This is a genomic window from Microbacterium sp. NPDC058342, assembly GCF_042723935.1.
Taxonomy (GTDB): Bacteria; Actinomycetota; Actinomycetes; order Actinomycetales; family Microbacteriaceae; genus Microbacterium.
Genome location: NZ_JBHXID010000001.1, coordinates 1569925 through 1588118 on the forward strand (window position 1 = coordinate 1569925; position 18194 = coordinate 1588118).

Genomic DNA, 18194 nt, shown 5'->3' on the forward strand with positions numbered 1-18194 from the left:
AGCGTGGGTGTCGCCTGATCGAGCCCGGAGGTTCCATGACCGCGCCCGCCGCCCCCACTTCTGCCGAGCGACGGCAATGGGCACGCTACCTCGTCGAAGAGCGCGCCGAGGGAGCCGTGTACTCCCGGTTGGCGGCGCGCAAGCAGGGTGAGGAGCGTGAGATCCTGCTGTCGCTCGCCGAGGCGGAGCATCGGCACGAGCAGCACTGGCTGGAGATGCTCGGCGGTGAGCCGGAACGGCTTCCCAGAGCCGGTGTCCGCTCCCGGATGCTCGGCTGGATGGCGGGCCGTTTCGGCTCTATCTTCGTGCTCGCACTGGCGCAGAGCGCCGAGGCGCGCTCACCCTACGACTCCGAGCAGCATGCGACTCCGGCGATGCGCGCCGATGAGAAGGTGCACTACGAGGTGGTGCGCGGTCTCGCCGCGCGCGGCAGACGGCGACTGTCCGGGTCCTTCCGCGCGGCGGTGTTCGGCGCGAACGACGGGCTCGTCTCGAATCTCGCCCTGGTGCTCGGCATCGGCGCCACGGGCGTGAGCGGCGGGTTCGTGCTCTTCAGCGGCATCGCCGGCCTTCTCGCGGGCGCCCTGTCGATGGGCGCGGGGGAGTTCGTCTCGGTGCGCTCCCAGCGGGAGCTGCTGGCGGCCACCGAGGCCAACAACGACGCGGATGCCGCGGCGGGCGACCTCGACATCGACGCGAACGAGCTCGCGCTCGTCTACCGTGCCCGGGGTATGAGCGAGGACGAGTCGCTCGCTCGCGCCGAACGCGTGCTCACGGCCGCGCGTGCCGGTGCGCGCCGCGAGGTGACGGGGCCAATCGGCACGCATGGGGCGCACGACGACCACGACATCGTCGGCAGCGACTGGACCGCCGCGCTTTCGAGCTTCCTGCTGTTCGCCTCGGGCGCGATCGTGCCCGTGCTGCCGTGGATCTTCGGGCTCTCCGGCATCGCGGCCGTGCTGCTGGCACTGCTGCTCGTGGGCATGGGCCTGCTCGCGACGGGTGCCATGGTCGGGGTGCTCTCCGGCGGACCGCCGCTGCGCCGGGCTCTGCGCCAGCTCGCCATCGGCTTCGGCGCGGCCGCGATCACCTACGCGCTGGGCCTCGCTTTCGGCGTCGGCGCGGTCTGACGGCGGCGCCGGGGCCCGGCGGAGCCGCTTTGCGGGAGTCAGTCGTCGGTCGTGAACCCGGCCGCCTTGTGCGTCCCGTCGCAGAACGGCTTGATCGAGGACAGTCCGCACCGGCACAGCGCCACCGTGCGGCGGTGGCGCTCGATCGGCTCGCCCGCGGCGTTGCGCAGCTCCACGTCGCCGCGCACCATGAGCGGACCGTCGGGGTAGGGGGTGATGCTGGCTGGGATCCTGCCGCTCATGACACGGATTCCGGTCGCAGTGCGCTTCTGCCCGCGGACCAGGCGTCCAGCGCGTGCGCTGCCGCCTGTCCGTCTACGACGAGACAGGCCGCGGCGCCGAACATGATGTCCGCCAGCAGCTCGGGCCTGTCCTCGGCCAGCGCCCCCGCGAGATCCCGAGCCGCGATCTGCTCGTGCACCGCATCCGCTTCGACGTGCTCGTCGAAGTAGTCGGCGACGTCCTCCCCGTGTCCGAGCCGGCGGATGCCCTCGGCATACTGCCTGCTCGGGATCGATGAGGTCATCTCGAAGGCCGCCAGGTGCCCGACGATCGCGCCGAGAAGGCGCCTGTTCATTCCGAACATCGACATGAGGTTGTGCGAGGCGAGGGTTATGGCGGGGACGCGGTCGACGTAGGCGCCGTAGGTGTCGTCCAGACCCATCGCTCGCACGGCCTTCGCGAAGACCTCGGCGTGCACGCGGTCGGGGCGGCCTCCACCGTACTCGTCGGACTGGATCTCAACGATCGCGGCCTTCGCTCGACCGGTGAGCCGCGGTATCGCCCAGGAGTGCGGATCGGCCTCCCGCAGGGTGTAAACGGAGCGCAGGCGGAAGAGCTCGTCCAGCTGTGCGGCCGTGGCCCGTCGCGCCACGTAGCGGGACAGGCTGGGACTGTCATCGGCTGCGACGAGCGCGAAGAGGGCCTTCGCGACGTCGTCGACGGTGGGCTTCGGCAGCGACGGCGGTGCGATGCGGGCGCGCAGCTGCGCCTCGAAGGCCGCTTCGAGCTTCCGGCGCACTCGGATGAGCTCCGGATCCCATTCGAGATCCGGGTCCATGCCGGTCACCGAACCGTACGAAGAGGCGTAGAGCGCGAAGAGCGTCAACTGGATGTCGTCGTCCAGGAGCACGTCGTCGCTGAGCAGCACGGCCTCGTCGACGAGGTCGGCCGGCGCAGCTGCGCGTGACGCGAACAGCACGGAGAGGACGCCCTCGCTGAGAGGGCCACGAGGCGTGAACGCGGTGGATACGGGGCGTGTGAGCTGATGCATGGGGCCTCTCCGGCGTCGGTCGGTCGCCCCAGTCTCCGACGCCGCGCACGCATCCCACGAGGGTCTTGACCTCGTGCCTGGCCAGACGCTAGCGAACGCGGGAACGCCTGAGGGCCCGGATCACGTGGATCCGGGCCCTCAGGACATTCTGTGCGCGAGGGGGGACTTGAACTGACCTCGACCCCCGAACGCCGCGAATCTCAACCGAGCGTTCTGCCGCATAAAATCAACGAACTACGGCATGCTTCCTGAGGATAACTCCACCGCGATACACCGAGCTACAGGTTGCTTAGCACTTTCGCTAGCACTTTTGCAGGCGATTGCGGGGTGCGCATACCCCTCAGTGCAAAGGCAGGAGAAATCAAGATGCGTGAGGCAGTTCGTGCGCGACCTCGCTCCTATACTCTTGCCCGCCTACAGGGTGATCTCTCCCTCCAGCATCATGACGAACCCGGGGAATCAGTGGTCAGTGCGGATCATGCACCATGCTTGGTCGAAGCGGAGCTCGGTGAGGTCGCTAGCGCGCATCCATACCTCGAAGTTCCCGGCATCGCCGAACCAACCCTCGAAATGTGTCCAGCTCTCCACCGACAGCACGAGCACATACACGTCGGAGTCATCGCGTAGCGGTCGAACTTCACGGAGGATGTCGTGGGCGTACTCGGTGCCGGAGTCACTGTGCCCGTACATGTGCGAGACGGGGAACACCGGCTCGGTCACCTTCTCAACGCCCTGACGCCAGGCCGTCCATGCCGCGTTGGTCTCTTCCTCGACCCGCTCTACCGCGTCGAACACCGTCTCCTCTGCGTCGACGAAATCGACAGCCCGGGGCACGCTGAACCCGGCCGCGAGCAGCACCGGCTGACATACCTCCTGGGGCACGTCGAGGTCATCCGGGGCGTCGACCAGGGGCGGGACGGTCTGCTCGTCGAACGGGACGTGGCGGACGAGCCAGCCGCCAGTGTTGTCATCTTCGGGGTTACCGTAGGTGCCCAGGTGGTGAAAAACCTCCAGGTACCCGGTCTCGGGTAGACGGGCTGCGGACTCAGGCCAGTCCGGCTCAGTGAAGTCGGGCGACTCGATCAGCGCTTGCGCTTCGCTCAGCAGGATCGTGGCGATGTGAGCGAGTGGTTCCCCGTCGCGGTTGCGGGGCCATTCGATCGGTCCGAGGGCCGGGCCGCCGAGCCAGGAGAGCTCGCCAAGTTCGGCCCGTTCGGCGCGGATGCGGTCCTTGCCCGCCTCGTACTGGTCGAGCAGCAGCAGCGAGAACTTCACATCGTCGGCGAGGAACCCGGCCCCGATCTGGGGTGAGTTCAGCCAGGCGACGATCCGCTCACGCGACGCGGCAGTGACGGGGGTGCGGGGCAGTTGGGTCATGGTCATATCCTTCCGAACGGGCCGACTCCGTGGTCGAGGCTAGAACGTCACGCCGCAGTGCTTGAGCAGGGCGATGCCGATCTCGTGCTGCTTGGAGAAGCTGAGCTTGTGGACAGTCTGACGCATCGTGTTACTTCCGGACTTGATGCCGAACTTGCTGACGTTCTTCTTCGCCATCCAGCTGTTGACGCACTTCTGGTGGACTTCTTTGGGGATGCTCACGAGGTTGTTGCGGTTGTGTACCCAGCGTGCGTCCCAGCCGCGCTTGCTGATGTTGGACTGCTCGACGATGTGGTGCCACTGGTTGCCCTTGGGGGTAGACCCAGCGATGTCCTTCTTGAAGGCCGCAAAGGTCTTGTATCCGCCCTTCGTCGTGGCTTTCACTCCCGCCTTGATCGTCTGAGTCGCAAGCGCCTTAGCCCCTTGACGCAGGAGCGCCGGCAGGAGCGCGCGAGCGATCGCAGCCAGGCCGACGACGACGAGCGGGATGGGGTCGGAGACGACCGGGAACTGCGCACCTGTCGTATCGACAACCTGCGTCAGAGTGTTCCCATCGACCTCGTAGTGAGTCGGCAAGGATGCGCCGGTAGCGTCTGCCGACCATGCTGACTGGAACGCGCCGACAACCTCCCAACCAGTAGGCACGTCGTAATCTCCGGCCAGTTCCTCCTCAGTCGCGATCTCATCGCTGGCGGGGAGGGGCTCCGGGTCCGAACTTTCAGCGTCCTCGGTCGGGAGCACGTCTGCGAGATCGACACCGGCGTCCTCGGTGCTCTCGGACGCGGGTGCGAGAACGAAGACGGTTCCGGTGTCGCTCTGTTCCAGCACCGTGCCCTGGGGGAGATCGACTTCGTAGGAGTAGCGGTGCTCGGTGTTATCGCTGTAGTCCTCGTCGGCGACAGTCAGCACACGGGCGACGCCATCCCCGGCCGCTTCCACGACAACGTCCAGCCCTTGCCCCGCATCCGCGAAGACGACGGTTCCATCCGCGGTCGTCTCGCCTGCGACGCTGTCAACGGTGGGAAGGACGATGTTCGGGTAACCCTCACCAAGCAGCAGGACGTCCCCGTCGATCGCGACGCCCGAATCGGTGGCGAAGACACCGTCCTCCTCGGAGAACGGGGCACTCCCGAACAGCGTTGCGTTCTGCTGATCCGCGATGCTGAGAGCGATCGCGGACGCCTCATCCACGGGCGCGGTGTCCTCGGCGTGGGCTGGAGATGTTGTAAGGAGGGCGCTCACAACGGCTGCTGCTGTCGTGAGCGCAATGGGTCGGAGCTTGTGCAAAGCTGTCACAATGGGCACCTTTCAGGTGTCGGTGTTGAGCGGGCAGGGCCCGGCTTCCGGGAACCAGTGATGACCTCGGATGTGCCGCCAAAGGCGACCGCGGTCATTCTTGACGTTGTACCGGGAAGCAGATGTGTGACACAGAGGACACCGAAACTTGCTGTTGGCGGTATCCGGCGCTCGATAACGGTTGAGGGGTCAGGAGCAGGTCACCTTCGTGACGCCGCTGATGTTCGATGTTCCCGTACGCGCGTTCAGCGTGGCCTTCACGGTGGTCCCGTTATACGCCCTTACCTTGCCGGAAGCGCGGTCGTTCATGATCGAGCGCGGGGCACCGCCGAGCTTGCTGAACGACGTGTGCGTTGCCGGGCAGGCGGAGAACGTGAGCTTGTTGCCGTCGTAGAACGCTCGGCTGTAGAGGCAGTACTTCCCGCTGGCGCAGTCCTCCTTCGACGCCGTCGCCGTCACGCCGACCGACTTCGTCGTCTTGCCGGTCGTGCTGAGGTTGAGGTCAGGGTCGAGTGTGAGGACGATGTCACCGTCGTCCCAGCTCACCTCGTTCCAATCGATCTGCTCGCCGCCGAACTCGTCGATCACTTCGTCGACACGTTCCTGCATGGGTGAGGTCTCCTGCTCGGCCGCGGACGCGACGGTCGGGGTGAGGAGCGCGATCAGGGCGAGGGCAATGGCCGCGATCGCAGCACGGGCGTGACGCATGTATCAGGTATCCGTTCGATAGATGGTGATCAGGGGAGGAACAGTGGAAGACGGTGGTCAGCGTTCCCAGGCGGTGTAGTCGACGACTGCTGGGGCTTGGAGGTCCGTCCTGGTGGTGCCGCTGTAGAGCGTTTCGGCAGCGAGGATCTGCCCGGTACGTGGCGAGATGATCAGCCGGTCCTCGTACTCGCCGGGAGCGCGGTCGGTCGCGCTGAACATGATCCCCGTCCGGCCCAGCCGGTCGGTTGTGGACCCGGAGACCTGGATGTTGCTCACGCCGCTCAGGTATCCGATGAGCGCCGCTTCCTGTTCGGGCGTGAGCAGGTAGTTGGAGACGATTGTGCTGATCTCCCGCAGAGTCTGCCCCGCGCTCAACGCCTCATCTCCCGCGAAGGCGGACAGGTACGCGCCGACCTCGTCGGCCCGGGTGGGCGGGCCGTCCTCGACCGGAGCGTCCCAGTCGCCTGGCGGGAAGGTCTCGTCGACGAGGACCGTGCCGGGAGCGGGCAGGGTGTCGTCGTCCTGGCCAGGGAACGGCTCCGCGGCGACGAGCCGATACTGCACGCTCCCGTCGGCCTGGAACGTGGTCTCGCTCCACTGCGGTTCGACGACGGTGAACTCGGTCGTCCCATCCTCTGCGAACGTCGTGTTCAGCGCCCAGGTTTGCGCGCGGATCGTGTTGCCGGACTCCTGGCCGGTACGACGCATGGTCTCCATCTCCTTCAACAGCTCCGAGGCCGCCGCGGAGACCGGCGTCACCTCCAGCAACGGTGGGGTTGCGGCAATAGCTGGCGCCGGGCGCAGGATGCTCGCCAACGCGAACACGACGACAAACAACATGACGAAGAACGCACCACCGGTCGCGAGCGCGGCGGGCCGCCAGGTGCGCCATTCTGCAGGCGTGTGCACGTCGCGGCGTCGGGAACGCTCGAAAGCGGTCTCCTTGGCTTCGTACTCGGCGAGCTCGCGCAGACCGCGCTCAGAGAGCGGGTCACCGCGCTTCACGGTTCCCGGGTCCGCTGCGCGCAGCAGCTTGCTCAACAGGTCATTCACGAGTGGGCACCTCCTCCTCGTCCATCGAGTCCTGCAACTCACTCAGCGCCGCACGCAGCATGCGCCTGGCACGCATCAGCCGGGCGCGGACAGCAGCACTGTTCAAGTCGAGGACGGCGGCGATCTCCCTCGCTGTCAGACGCTCCCAGTAGGTCATCTTCAGCACCTCACGATGCGCCTGCGGCAGCCGCTCAACCGCATCACGGACATCGGTGTACAGATCGTCGGACACGGGGATGCGCAGCGCGAAGTCCTCGTTGAGCTGGCGTTGCAGTTCCGCGCGGCGCCCGCGGCTCCGGTACTCGTTGCCGACCAGGTTCCGCACCACCCCTACAACCAGGGCACGCTCAACGGCTCCCCGGCCTGGTAACGCTGCCACGCGATGTGGAACGCCTCAGTCGCGATCTCTTCTGCATCCTGTTTAGAGTCCAAGCGGCGCTCGGCGACACCGACGACCAGCGAGTAGTTCGCCCGGAAGAACGTCGAGAACTTCTTCACGCCGCCTCCATCTCTGCACTCCTCACGGTCAACGCACCGCCTTCTATCACCAGTGTTGTTCGAACGTGACGAATCGTGACAACAGATCTGCAGACCTGCACACTCATGACCAATTTTCTGAGCAGGCGTCACATGCCCCGCTCTCCTTGCACATGGGGGGTGTGGAGCGTACCGTCGTACGCCCCGCACCCCGGGTCGACTACTTCCAGCCATGAGCCTCGACATGCCGGAGTCGGTGACACGACGAAACTGCACCGATTCCTTCGTAGTTCAGTCGACTTGTCCCCACAGCGTGGGGGTGCCACGGGGCTGTCTAGCCCCGTTCCTGGTCCTTGAGGATCAGCTTCCCTTCCGCGTAGGCCATCTGAAGGTAACGGGCGAAGTCTTCGTCTTCGATGTCGCCGACCGCGACGCCGTCAGGGTGGGACTCTGTGCGACGGTACTTCTCCCATCCGATGTGGCCGATCAGGACTTCGGTGAGCTTGTCTGACGGGCCATACACTTTGAACCCGTCTACTACGTTCCCGTCTCGCGACTCTAGGAGGGCCCCGAGGGCGGCTCCTAGAGAGATCAACCGGGTCAGCAGCCGGAACCCTACCTCCTGGGAAGGAAGCAGGTCGCCATGCAGGTTGCCGAGCACCTCCGGCAGATCGTCCGCGGAGAACGTCTCATCACTCCCGGGGGGCGGCGGCCAGCTGTCCAATTCGAATGCGTCAGGGGAGATCAGCCCGTCGAGCACGGCTTTGTCAGTAATGACGTAGAGCTTCCAGACATCCTCCTCGACGACGTCGTCATCCATCTCATAGTCGGACCGGGGCACGAGGTCGACGGGCACTTCATACGCCCGGAACCGTCGCTCGAGCATCTCCGTCAGTTCCTGTGCGGACGCAGGTGCGGGCGGATCAGCCGCCCACGCATCCCGAAGCTGGGTAAGTGTAGGGGCAGTCATCAATACGCCCCGTAGAAGCAGTGGGCGCCGTTGCGAGGGCTTGTGTGATAGTGCGTGACTTTGTAGTTCCCGCTCTTGTCCTTCTCAGGTCCGATCGGCGTCTTTCCGCCACTAGCGGACTTGCACACCGTCATCGCCCCGTTCTTCGAGGTGGACCAAACGTCCTTCTTGCCCGACACTCGCTTTACCGCATTGCTGAACGAGAGTCCGTTACCGATCATCAACGGCTTGCCATTGACACGTTCCGCCATGAAGTGATTGTAATTCGATCCCTTCTTCCTGATCGCTTCAATGGCCTTATCGAGCGCGATGTAGGTGACACCGGCGATAACCACGGCAGTCATCGCGAGGATGAGCGCCTCCAGCGCTGAGAGTGCGAGAGGGATACCGAGGATCAGAGGGATTGCGGCACCCTCGCCGATCGCTGACGACACTCTTTCAGTCTCCCCGGTGGCCGGGTCGGTCACCGTGATGTCCACGAGGTCTTCCGTCAGTTCATGGACTTCGATGAGCAGGGTTGTCTCCGCGAGTTCGGGAGAATCGGGCGTGAGCGTCAGCGTCCCTACTCCGTCTGCGAGGTCGAGGGTCAGCGACGTGTCCACCGCAACCCCATCGCCCAGCGTCGAGCTCAGTTCCGCCGAAACCTCCGTGCCCGATTCCAGTACCTCGTCGACCGCGAAGCCCGCGTCATGCAACTCGACGACTGCCTGCCCCTCATCGAGGAAATCGACCGTGGGGTCACTCAGAAGCTCCTCGACCGTCAGCGTCGATGAGGTGCTGACCTCTGTTGTCACAGAGTCGGAGCTATCTGGCGCAGACAGACCGCCCGCGAGCAGCGATGCCGCTGCAATGATTGCCAAGGTGCGCATGATCCTCCAATGTCAGTGTGTTGTTGCGCGTTGAGGTTGAAGTCTGTTTGTCACCGCGCAGAAAGCGCGAGTTCTCTTACATGAGCTGCCGACGCATAGGATGTCCCACTTTCGATGTGACGCGTCCCGTCCTCGTCAAGGACGTCGACGCCAGCTCCAAGCGCGTAGATGTCCACTCCTTCGCGTGCGCTCGACCACAAAGGTGATCCATCGGTGTCGGCCGCTCCCACCGACACAACCGAGCCGTACGCGGCCGGGTACCCTGCGGGCATCCCCATGCGGTTCCCCGCGGCAGCGACGACGACGATTCCGCTCTCAGCGGCGCGCTGTAGGACATCCGCAAGACGGTCCGACCCGGCTCTCAGATCGATGCTGATGTTCACAAAGTCCGCACCCCACTCGATCGCGAGCAGGAGCGCATCCGCCACCTCGTCGGCCGTAGCGCCCGCCCCTGTGGAGTCGAGGACGGGGAAACTGCCCAGGTGGATCTTCTCCGCGTCAGCGCAGGGAGAGCCTACGGCACCCAAGATCACGGATGCGACGGCGGTCCCATGCCGAGTGCCGTTCCCGGTGCCCACCTGATCAACCTTGAAGCATGCGAGCTGCTCAAGACTGACAGCACCATCGATCATGGCAACGCGCACCGCATCTCGCTCCGGGGAGGATGAAGACAAGGGAGCGCTGCAGGCCGTCGCCGTAGCAAGAGAGAACAGCAGGAGCGCGCCTAAGACAGCTCGGACCGCACAGCGGCCGCGCAAGAGCGGATGCGCGGAGCGACATCGCAGACGCCGAGAACACGTCCACCCCAAGCGTGTAAGCGCGTCGTCGCGTCTACGTAGCCGTCGATCCACAGCACTCACCCCCACCTGTTCCTGCGAAGCACCTTCAGGGATCACCCCATATCAACTCATTTGTTTCCTCGCAGCATCGATGTGTGACACCCAGCCGATAAAAATCCTGAGCGGCAAACGCGTCCACGCGAGCAAGGACTCCTCTTCTCCCGTGAATGAACGTATGCTACCGTGGTAGATACCTGATTATCTAGATTAGATATTCAGGTGAGACGGGGTGGTCATCATGCGTGGCGGTCTGGTTCCGTTCCGGGGTACCGGAGCCGATGCCATGCGCTACGTCGAGTCCGACCGCTCCCGAGCCGACGACTACTACCTCAGCGACGCGACAGGCATCAGCTACACCGTCCTGGACGCAAACGGCACTGCCGTGAACGCCCGCGCGTTGACGTCATCGGAGTATGCGGGCTGGGTCGACTGGATCAACCCCGACACGGGCGAGTCAATGGGCAAGCCTCGTCTGGCCGGACCCGACCGAGACGGTTCGCCGCGCTTCATGGAACTGGTCATCAACGCGCCGAAGTCGCTCTCGATCGCGGCCGCGCTCCATCCCGAGGTCTCGAAGGCGTTGGATGCGGCGCAGCAGGATGCGCTGGCGGAGCTGCAGAACTGGCTCGGGCTCCACTCCGCCACACGGGTCGGGCCGCGCCGAGGCCAGGAGGTCGTACCGATCGAGCGGATGCAGGTCGTCGGGATCACGCACCGCACCTCCCGCGCCGGTGACCCCCATCGGCATATCCACATGCAGATCGGCACGCGCGTGTGGGCGGCGGGCAAATGGCGCGCTCTGGATACGGCGGCACTGTTCAAGCAGCAGTTCGCGATCCGCGCGCTCGGCACCGCCATCATCGCCGCCAGCCCAGCACTCGCTGACATGCTCGACCGGCACGGCCTCACTCTCGCCCCCGTCACCGGCGAGGTGGCCGAGCTAAAGCAGTTCAACGAGCTGATGAGCAAGCGCGGAGCGCAGGTCGGGAAGAACCTCGACCGACTCATCGCGGAGTGGGAGGCGGCGCATCCGGGCGAGACGATCGGGCCGGTCGTGTCGGCACGATTGCGGGCGAAGGCATGGGCGTTCGAGCGGCCCGCGAAGAAGCCCACCACGTTGCGCGAGGAATCTGCCTGGCTCGCCGAACTCCGAGAAGCTGGATACGACCCCGACGCGCTCCCCCGACACGCAGCTCCCGCACCGCTCCGGTCAGACGAGATCTCGATCGAGGAGATCGCGTCGCGTGCGTTGGATCGGTGCGCCACGAAGGCCTCGTCGTGGAACCGGCACGACGTGCAAGAACAGGCGACCACGATCATCACCGAGTACGGCGTCCGAGCGACACCGGCGGAGGTGCGCGAGCTGGTGGAGCTGTCGACGCGGCTCGCAGTCGAGGATTGCTTCTCGATTCTCCCCGAGGGCAAACCGCGCCCGGATCACGTCGCGCACCTCACGAGCGTGCGCGTCGTCCAGGCCGAGACCGAACTGCGCGACGCACTTACCGCCCTCACGCCTGTGACAGAGCAAGAACACCCTGATGTGTCGGCCGTGGCGGAACGGCTGGGGCAGGATCTCGATCCTGGGCAGCTCGATGCGGCAGCAGCGGTCGCCTCGACCGACCCGCTCGTGGTTGTTGAAGGAGCAGCTGGCGCGGGAAAGACAACGATGCTCGCCACCGCGATCGGCGCATCGGGAGAGGCGGGGCGGCGCGTGCGGGTGGTTGCGCCGACGAAGCGTGCCGCCGAGGTTGCACACCAGGAACTCGGCGTACCTGCCGCATCGGTTGCCGCACTCGTCCACGCCCACGGCTACCGATGGAACGACGACGGCGTCTGGACGCGCCTGCATCCCGGCGACACCGACGCCACCACCGGGGCAACCTTCGACGGGCCACCGCGCAACCAGAAGTTGCAGGCCGGAGAGCGGATCGTGGTCGACGAGGCCGGAATGCTCGACCAGGACACCGCCCTCGCACTGTTCGCCGTCGCCCGCGAGGCTGGCGCGACGATCGCGCTCGTCGGAGACCGTGCCCAGCTACCCGCCGTCGGCAGAGGCGGTGTGCTCGATATAGCCGCACAGATTCGCGGCCGCACATTCGATATGGCCGAGGTGCACCGTTTCACCGATCCTGAGTACGCCGACCTCACCGTACAGATGCGCGACCAGCACGACCCCGGTGACGTGTTCGACCAGTTGCAACGACTCGGCCTCATCCACCTCCATGCCGACGAAGACACACTCCGCAAGCACATCGCAACACACGCGCGCAACACCGACACGATCACCGTCGCGTCGAACGAAGAAGCAACCGCCCTGAATGAGCGCGTCCGCACTGAGCGGATCGCGCGCGGTCTCGTGGACGACACCGTGACGACGCTCGGAAGTGACGGTCTCGACATCGGCGCAGGCGATCTGATCCAAACCCGGCGCAACGATACCGGTCTCGGCGTTGCGAACCGGCAGCAGTGGATCGTGCAGCAGGTGGAGCCGGACGGCTCCGCATGGGTCGTCGATGCGCACGACGATCGCAAACGCGAGCACACGCGGCACCTGCCCGCCGACTACCTCCGCGAGCACGCGCACCTGTCATACGCGGCGACCGCCTACGGCGTTCAGGGCGTTACCGCACCCGCCTCTCATACTGTGCTCACCGACGGCATGAGCGGCGCGGCCGTCTATGTCGGCATGACCCGAGGACGAGGCAATAACGCATTGCATGCCGTCGCCGACAGCGTTGCGGAAGCACGCACGATGTTCGTGGATGCACTGGAACGCGATTCCGCAGACCGCGGACTCGCCGCCGCAACCGAGAGCGCGATCGACTCGGTGACCGGCCTCGTGGACGACGGGCCGGTGAAGCTCGTGAATGCCGAGATCGCCCGGCTCATGGAGACGGCGGCACGTGCGGACACGATGGCGGCGCGATGGCAAAAGATCGGTGCGCAACTCGATGAGCAGGCGGAGCGATTCCATGCCGAAGTTGAGGAGCAACGCGCTGTTCTCGCGAATATGCAACGGCTTGCCGATCAGACGCGTACGGCCGTCGAAATGTCGCTGGCAGATGCCGCGCTGCAAGCCGGATCGGAATACCTCAGCGATGTCGACGCGGAGGTCGAGGCGCGAACCCGGTTCGCGAGTGCCGGGCTCTTCGGACGCCGTGCCGCACGTTCCGCACACAGCGCCATGCTGAGCCAGGTCGAAGCCGCAGAGCGCCATCTCCGGGAGCGCTGGGGCGAAGTCCCACGAACACGCGACGCCCTTGCAGAGTGGGCTTCCACGGTTGCACGCACCGACGCGCAACAGGTTCCCGAAGTCACTGCGACATCACGCGACGTCACCACCGCTCAGAACGAAGTGGCTGCGCTCGATGCCCAGCATGCGCGCGATCGCGTGCGCCTGCTCACAGACGTCTTCGGTGCCGAACGTGTGCGGCGCAGCCTCGCTCGATTCCGCGTGATTCGCCCCGCCCAGGAAGTCGCGAAAGCGCAACGTTCCGCCGTCGACGCGCGCAACGAGGCCGAGGTGCTTCGAGGCCTCCCGCCGGCTCAGGCAGTCGCGCGACTAAACGCACGACGAGACACCGGGAGCCAAGCCCGGCAGGCCGCAGAGACGCGGGAGCGCCTGCTTCGTCCAGCACAGGGTCTCGATGCCGGACGCAGCGCACCTCACCGCGAGACCCCGCGCAGGGGCTTGTGAGTGCTGGAGATGTGTCTAGTCGATCCGCGCGGTTCAAGCTTCATGCAGCATGGCGAGATGCTCACGCATCTCGTCCGCGCGGATCGCCTGCGACGGGTCCGCTCGAAGCTCATCAAATGCCGCGACGACCTCGGTACGCAGCCACGTTTCAAGACCGCCGACGTCGGTGCAGTCGTTCATGACCATCAGGCCTTCGCGTAGCGCTGGCGGGCGGCCTCACCGCTGGTGCCGATCGCGTCGCCGACCTCGCGCCACGACAGACGCTGCTCACGCGCTGCACGCACAGCCTCGGCGAGTTCGCGCTCGGCGGTGTCGCGCCGCCAGGCGGCGAGTTTGACAGCCATGACCGGAGGTAGCGGAGCGTCCTGGTCGCCGGGAGCCGGGTCGTAGTTCTCGAAGGCGTCGGCGAACTCGTTCGCACGTGCCTTGATGTCTTCGATAGAGCGTGGGGCCATGATGTTCACCTCAGATACTTGGTTCGTGCCGGTCGCATCGCGTGGGCGATCGCGATGATGCCGTGCCATTCGATCACGCCGACTTCGACCAGAGTGCCGGTCTCGTCGGGGCCGATGAACATGGTCATCGAATCGTCCTGCACGAAGTGCCGAACGGGATAGCGCAGTGCATGAAGCATCGCCGCCTCCTGAACGCCGTGCCGGTAGGCACTGTCCAGGATGATCGGCTCCGACTCCATGTTCACAAGTTTACTTGCCACAAGTTACCTTGCCAACCCTAATGTGCGGAATGATCTGAGGCGTTCTCTGCAAACATCGCGAGGAACTTCTCGCGCGGGATCACAACGCGACGGCCGAGCTTGACCGAGGGGATCGTGCCGTCGTTAATACTCGCAGTGATCGTGCGTGGGTCGGCGCCGAGGGCTTCGGCCGCTTCCTTGCGTGTGATGATCAGGCTGCGGCGACCTCGCAGATCGAGAGTGCTCTGCCGCATCATCACACCATCCGTTCCCGCACGCGCGAATATGAGATGTTCACCATCTTCCACTCGGGGGATTGCATTGTCAAGTAGCGAGGTGTAGTTTTCCTATATGGAGAACGAACGGCAACGAGGCAATCCGCCCGGCCTCACGAACAACTACGTCGCGCAGAACGTCCGAAAGGTGCGCCAGTCCATCGGCATGGACCTGCGCTCGCTCTCGGAAAAACTGACCGAAGCGGGCAGAAAGCTCTCGGTCTCAGGCGTGAGCAAGATCGAACTCGGCGACCGCCGCGTCGACGTGGACGACCTCACCGCGATCGCCTACGCGCTCGGAACGACGCCCGCCGCACTCCTGGCACCACCCGAAGGTGACACGGCGTTCACTGGCGTTCCCACCGGGCACACGACCGAAGAAGTGCAGGCCTGGCTCGGCGGAGACGCGGCACTCACCCAAGCGGGTCTGGTCGCATACTGGCAGCAGCAGGCGCAGGACGCTCAGTTCGAGATCGAAGCAGCCAAGCTCAAGCTCGAATCGCTCTCCGGACAAGGTGCGGCCGCAGACCTCTTCCGTCCGCACTACGAGGAACGCATCGAGCGCTTCCGTGCCCGCCTCCAAGAATCCAACCTGCGCCTGTTGGAACTCGACCCCGCCGCTCGCCCGTTCAGCGAGAGCTAAGACGTACGAGAAGCGAGAGGAGCAGGTGAGATGACGACGAAACGCACGGACGCCACGAGTGAGACGAAGCCGCGTCGCTCGCGCTCCCGCCAGCCCGGTTCGATCCAGGATTACGACACCAAAGACGGCAAGCGGTGGCGGTTCCAGATCTATGTACCCAAAGACCCCGAGTACCCGGAACTCGGCATGCGCCGCCTCACCCGCTCCGGATTCACGAGCACCGAGGACGCGAACGACGCCCTGCAAGAAGCCCTGAAGCAGCGCAAACAGAACGAGAAGTTCGGCACCAAGGTGCCCACGCTCGGCACCTACGCCGACGAATGGGTTGCCGGACTGAAGCTCGCAGCCTCGACCATCACGGGCTACAAGAAGATCATCCGCAACCACATCACCCCGCAGCTTGGCGCGATCCATCTCGACAAGCTCACCGCGACCCGCATCGCCCGGCACTATCGCGATCTCGAAGACCACGGTCGCAACGACCAGTACGGCAAGGGCAGGCCACTCTCAGCGAACAGCGTCCACAAGGTGCATGTCGTACTCGGCGCGATCCTCGACGCCGCGATCGACGACGGCCACATCACCGTGAACCCGTCGAAGAAGAAGCGCACCGTCAAAGCCCCGACCACCAGCGAGGTCCGCGCGCAGAAGCCCGAAATCGTCACGTGGACCGGCGAGCAGCTGAACCTGTTCCTCATCTGGGATCGCGACGAGATCGACGATGAGCTGTTCGCTCTCTGGCGACTGTTCGCCTACACCGGCATGCGCCGAAGCGAAGCTCTCGCCCTGCGATGGAGCGACATCAACACGAAGACGATGCGCATCAGCATCCGCCGCGCCGTCGACACCAACGACTGGACGAAGACCAAACCGACCAAGACCGGCACGGCCCGCGTCATCGACGTCGACGCCGAGACCCTGAAAGTGCTCGCCTCCTACAAGGTCGCCCGCGCCGAACTCTCGTTCAGTCTCGGCAAGGCCGACGCCTACGTGTTCGGCGACGACGACGGCAAGCTCCGCTCACCCGACGCAATGACGAGCCGCTGGGACCGCCGCATCAAGTGGATCACCGCGAAGTACAGCACGATGCACCGCGTCACGATCAAGGGCCTGCGCCACACGCACGCGACCCTGCTGCTGGAGATGGGCGTCCACCCGAAGGTCGTGCAGGAGCGCCTTGGGCACTCGACCATCACAACGACGATGAACATCTACAGCCACGTCACCCCGACGATGCAACGGTCTGCGATCGACCGCTTCGCCGCCAGCCTCGGACAGGCTTAGCACTTTTCTAGCACTTCGAACGAAATCAGCCCCTGATCTGGAGTCTGAAACACCTGATCAGGGGCTGATTTTCGTTCGTGCGCGAGGGGGGACTTGAACCCCCACGCCCTATTCGGGCACTAGCACCTCAAGCTAGCGCGTCTACCTATTCCGCCACCCGCGCAGGTGATGGGTGGTCGTTGCCGACCGAAGAATGACTCTAGCACGCCCGGGAGGGCGTCACGAACCGTACCGACGCCCGGGCGTGGCAGGAGCGTTCGGTAGCCTGGGGACATGCCCGAGTCGCCCCTTCCCGAAGTCGTCCAGATCGCCCAGGACCTCATTCGCTTCGACACGTCGAACTACGGCGGCGGTCGTGCCAACGGCGAGCGGGAGGCCGCAGAGTACGTCGGCGCATACCTCGCCTCTCTGGGCCTGGAGCCCGAGTACTACGAGCCGATCCCGCGTCGCACCAACGTGATGGCGCGCGTTCGCGGGCGCGACCCCGAGCGTCCTGCGCTCGTCGTCCACGGGCACCTCGATGTGGTCCCGGCGGTCGCCGAGGACTGGAGCGTCGATCCGTTCGCGGCCGAGGTGCGCGATGGGCTGCTGTGGGGACGCGGTGCCGTCGACATGAAGAACATGGACGCGATGATTCTCACGGCGGTCGCCGACATGCTCCGAGCCGGTGAGCGCCCGGAGCGCGATCTGATCCTCGCCTTCTTCGCCGACGAGGAGAACGGCGGCGTCGAGGGGTCGGCGCTGGTCGTCCGGGACCGGCCCGAGTGGTTCGCCGGGGCCACCGAGGCGATCAGCGAGGTCGGCGGGTACTCCATCACGGTGGACGATCACCGCGCCTACCTGCTGCAGGTGGGGGAGAAGGCGCTCATGTGGCTCCGCCTGGTCGCCAAGGGTCGCGCCGGGCACGGCAGCCGCTTCCACGAGGACAACGCCGTCACGCGGATCTCCGAGGCGGTGGCCGCGATCGGACGCACCCGGTGGCCGATCCGGCTCACGCCGACCACGCGTGCCCTGCTCGAGGGGCTCAGCACGCTCACCGGACGCTCCTCCGACGACCCCGACGCGCTGGCGGCTGCGGCGGGACCCGCCGAGGCGTTCCTGCGCTCCACCTTCCGCACGACCGCGAACCCGACCGTCCTGGACGCCGGGTACAAGCACAACGTCATTCCGGAGACCGCGTCCGCCCTCATCGACGTGCGTGTCATCCCCGGCACCGAGGAGGACGTGCTCGCCGAGCTGCAGCGGATCGTCGGCGACGACGTCGAGATACACACGGTGGTGCGCGACATCGGCATGGAGACGCCTTTCGCGGGCGACCTCGTCGAGGCCATGGTCGCCGCGCTCGGCCGGCACGATCCGGGGGTCCCTGTGATCCCGTACCTCCTGGGAGCGGGCACCGACAACAAAGCGCTGGCGTCCATCGGCATCACGGGGTACGGGTTCGCGCCCCTGAAGCTCCCCGCAGACCTCGACTTCACCGGGATGTTTCACGGGGTCGACGAGCGCGTGCCCGTAGAATCGCTTGTCTTCGGCCAGCGCGTGCTGGCCGACCTGCTGCGCACCTGCTGACCGGCCTTCGTCGCGCAGCACGACGCTTCACCCTCAGAAA

20 protein-coding genes and 1 tRNA gene are annotated in these 18194 nt (G+C 65.6%); 5 read left to right on the forward strand and 16 right to left on the reverse strand.

What is annotated here, in order from left to right; translation table 11 throughout:
• The first annotated feature begins 35 nt into the window (after positions 1-35).
• Complete coding sequence (locus tag ACFWHT_RS07240) at positions 36-1130, forward strand: VIT1/CCC1 family protein (protein ID WP_378826834.1); 1095 nt, start codon at positions 36-38, stop codon at positions 1128-1130.
• Between the two features lie 38 nt (positions 1131-1168).
• Here ACFWHT_RS07240 and ACFWHT_RS07245 read toward each other — a convergent pair whose 3' ends face one another.
• The 11 genes from ACFWHT_RS07245 to ACFWHT_RS07295 all read right to left on the reverse strand — a co-directional run bounded on the left by ACFWHT_RS07245 (position 1169) and on the right by ACFWHT_RS07295 (position 9797).
• Complete coding sequence (locus tag ACFWHT_RS07245; RefSeq protein WP_378826836.1) at positions 1169-1372, reverse strand: CDGSH iron-sulfur domain-containing protein; 204 nt, start codon at positions 1370-1372, stop codon at positions 1169-1171.
• Positions 1369-2403 (reverse strand): iron-containing redox enzyme family protein, encoded by a 1035-nt coding sequence (locus ACFWHT_RS07250; RefSeq protein ID WP_378826838.1) that lies wholly within the window; start codon positions 2401-2403, stop codon positions 1369-1371. The genes ACFWHT_RS07245 and ACFWHT_RS07250 overlap by 4 nt, the downstream gene beginning before the upstream one ends.
• 459 nt (positions 2404-2862) lie before the next feature.
• On the reverse strand, positions 2863-3780 hold the full coding sequence (locus tag ACFWHT_RS07255) for a DUF1963 domain-containing protein (RefSeq protein WP_378826840.1): 918 nt from the start codon (positions 3778-3780) through the stop codon (positions 2863-2865).
• Positions 3781-3819: 39 nt separating this feature from the next.
• Complete coding sequence (locus ACFWHT_RS07260) at positions 3820-5076, reverse strand: hypothetical protein (RefSeq protein WP_378826842.1); 1257 nt, start codon at positions 5074-5076, stop codon at positions 3820-3822.
• A 189-nt stretch (positions 5077-5265) separates the two neighbouring features.
• Positions 5266-5784 carry a peptidase inhibitor family I36 protein gene (locus tag ACFWHT_RS07265; RefSeq protein ID WP_378826844.1) on the reverse strand — a complete coding sequence of 173 codons (519 nt, stop codon included), beginning with the start codon at positions 5782-5784 and terminating at the stop codon, positions 5266-5268.
• Between the two features lie 57 nt (positions 5785-5841).
• Entirely contained in the window at positions 5842-6837 is a 996-nt protein-coding gene (locus ACFWHT_RS07270) for a hypothetical protein (RefSeq protein ID WP_378826846.1), read from the reverse strand.
• Positions 6830-7162, reverse strand: a complete 333-nt coding sequence (locus tag ACFWHT_RS07275) for a sigma-70 family RNA polymerase sigma factor (protein WP_378826848.1) — start codon at positions 7160-7162, stop codon at positions 6830-6832. The genes ACFWHT_RS07270 and ACFWHT_RS07275 overlap by 8 nt, the downstream gene beginning before the upstream one ends.
• 5 nt (positions 7163-7167) lie before the next feature.
• Positions 7168-7335, reverse strand: a complete 168-nt coding sequence (locus tag ACFWHT_RS07280) for a sigma factor (protein ID WP_378826850.1) — start codon at positions 7333-7335, stop codon at positions 7168-7170.
• Between the two features lie 313 nt (positions 7336-7648).
• Positions 7649-8200 (reverse strand): hypothetical protein, encoded by a 552-nt coding sequence (locus ACFWHT_RS07285; protein ID WP_378826852.1) that lies wholly within the window; start codon positions 8198-8200, stop codon positions 7649-7651.
• A gap of 83 nt (positions 8201-8283) precedes the next feature.
• Positions 8284-9153 carry a hypothetical protein gene (locus tag ACFWHT_RS07290; RefSeq protein ID WP_378826854.1) on the reverse strand — a complete coding sequence of 290 codons (870 nt, stop codon included), beginning with the start codon at positions 9151-9153 and terminating at the stop codon, positions 8284-8286.
• A 50-nt stretch (positions 9154-9203) separates the two neighbouring features.
• Positions 9204-9797, reverse strand: coding sequence for a S8 family serine peptidase (locus ACFWHT_RS07295; protein WP_378826856.1), 594 nt, complete (start codon positions 9795-9797; stop codon positions 9204-9206).
• Positions 9798-10230: 433 nt separating this feature from the next.
• Here ACFWHT_RS07295 and mobF point away from each other — a divergent pair, with 433 nt between their 5' ends.
• Positions 10231-13689, forward strand: a complete 3459-nt coding sequence (mobF, locus tag ACFWHT_RS07300) for a MobF family relaxase (protein WP_378827941.1) — start codon at positions 10231-10233, stop codon at positions 13687-13689.
• 33 nt (positions 13690-13722) lie between these two features.
• On the opposite strand, the gene ACFWHT_RS07305 is transcribed toward mobF, so the two are convergent.
• The 4 genes from ACFWHT_RS07305 to ACFWHT_RS07320 are packed head-to-tail and all read right to left on the reverse strand — an operon-like array spanning position 13723 to position 14691.
• Positions 13723-13875 (reverse strand): hypothetical protein, encoded by a 153-nt coding sequence (locus ACFWHT_RS07305; RefSeq protein WP_378826859.1) that lies wholly within the window; start codon positions 13873-13875, stop codon positions 13723-13725.
• Positions 13875-14144 carry a hypothetical protein gene (locus ACFWHT_RS07310; RefSeq protein ID WP_378826861.1) on the reverse strand — a complete coding sequence of 90 codons (270 nt, stop codon included), beginning with the start codon at positions 14142-14144 and terminating at the stop codon, positions 13875-13877. The genes ACFWHT_RS07305 and ACFWHT_RS07310 overlap by 1 nt, the downstream gene beginning before the upstream one ends.
• Before the next feature lie 5 nt (positions 14145-14149).
• On the reverse strand, positions 14150-14383 hold the full coding sequence (locus ACFWHT_RS07315) for a hypothetical protein (RefSeq protein WP_378826863.1): 234 nt from the start codon (positions 14381-14383) through the stop codon (positions 14150-14152).
• 38 nt (positions 14384-14421) lie between these two features.
• Positions 14422-14691 (reverse strand): helix-turn-helix domain-containing protein, encoded by a 270-nt coding sequence (locus ACFWHT_RS07320; RefSeq protein ID WP_378826865.1) that lies wholly within the window; start codon positions 14689-14691, stop codon positions 14422-14424.
• A gap of 43 nt (positions 14692-14734) precedes the next feature.
• Between ACFWHT_RS07320 and ACFWHT_RS07325 the strand changes: the two genes are divergently transcribed.
• Both ACFWHT_RS07325 and ACFWHT_RS07330 read left to right on the forward strand, forming a co-directional pair.
• Positions 14735-15301: a helix-turn-helix domain-containing protein gene (locus tag ACFWHT_RS07325; RefSeq protein WP_378826868.1), complete on the forward strand. Its 567-nt coding sequence runs from the start codon at positions 14735-14737 to the stop codon at positions 15299-15301.
• Between the two features lie 30 nt (positions 15302-15331).
• A complete protein-coding gene (locus ACFWHT_RS07330) occupies positions 15332-16585 on the forward strand; it encodes a tyrosine-type recombinase/integrase (protein WP_378826870.1) in 1254 nt (417 codons plus the stop codon).
• A 78-nt stretch (positions 16586-16663) separates the two neighbouring features.
• Here ACFWHT_RS07330 and ACFWHT_RS07335 read toward each other — a convergent pair.
• A tRNA-Leu gene (locus ACFWHT_RS07335) sits at positions 16664-16748 on the reverse strand.
• Between the two features lie 110 nt (positions 16749-16858).
• Between ACFWHT_RS07335 and ACFWHT_RS07340 the strand changes: the two genes are divergently transcribed.
• Positions 16859-18154 (forward strand): M20/M25/M40 family metallo-hydrolase, encoded by a 1296-nt coding sequence (locus ACFWHT_RS07340; protein ID WP_378826871.1) that lies wholly within the window; start codon positions 16859-16861, stop codon positions 18152-18154.
• The last annotated feature ends 40 nt before the right edge of the window (positions 18155-18194 follow it).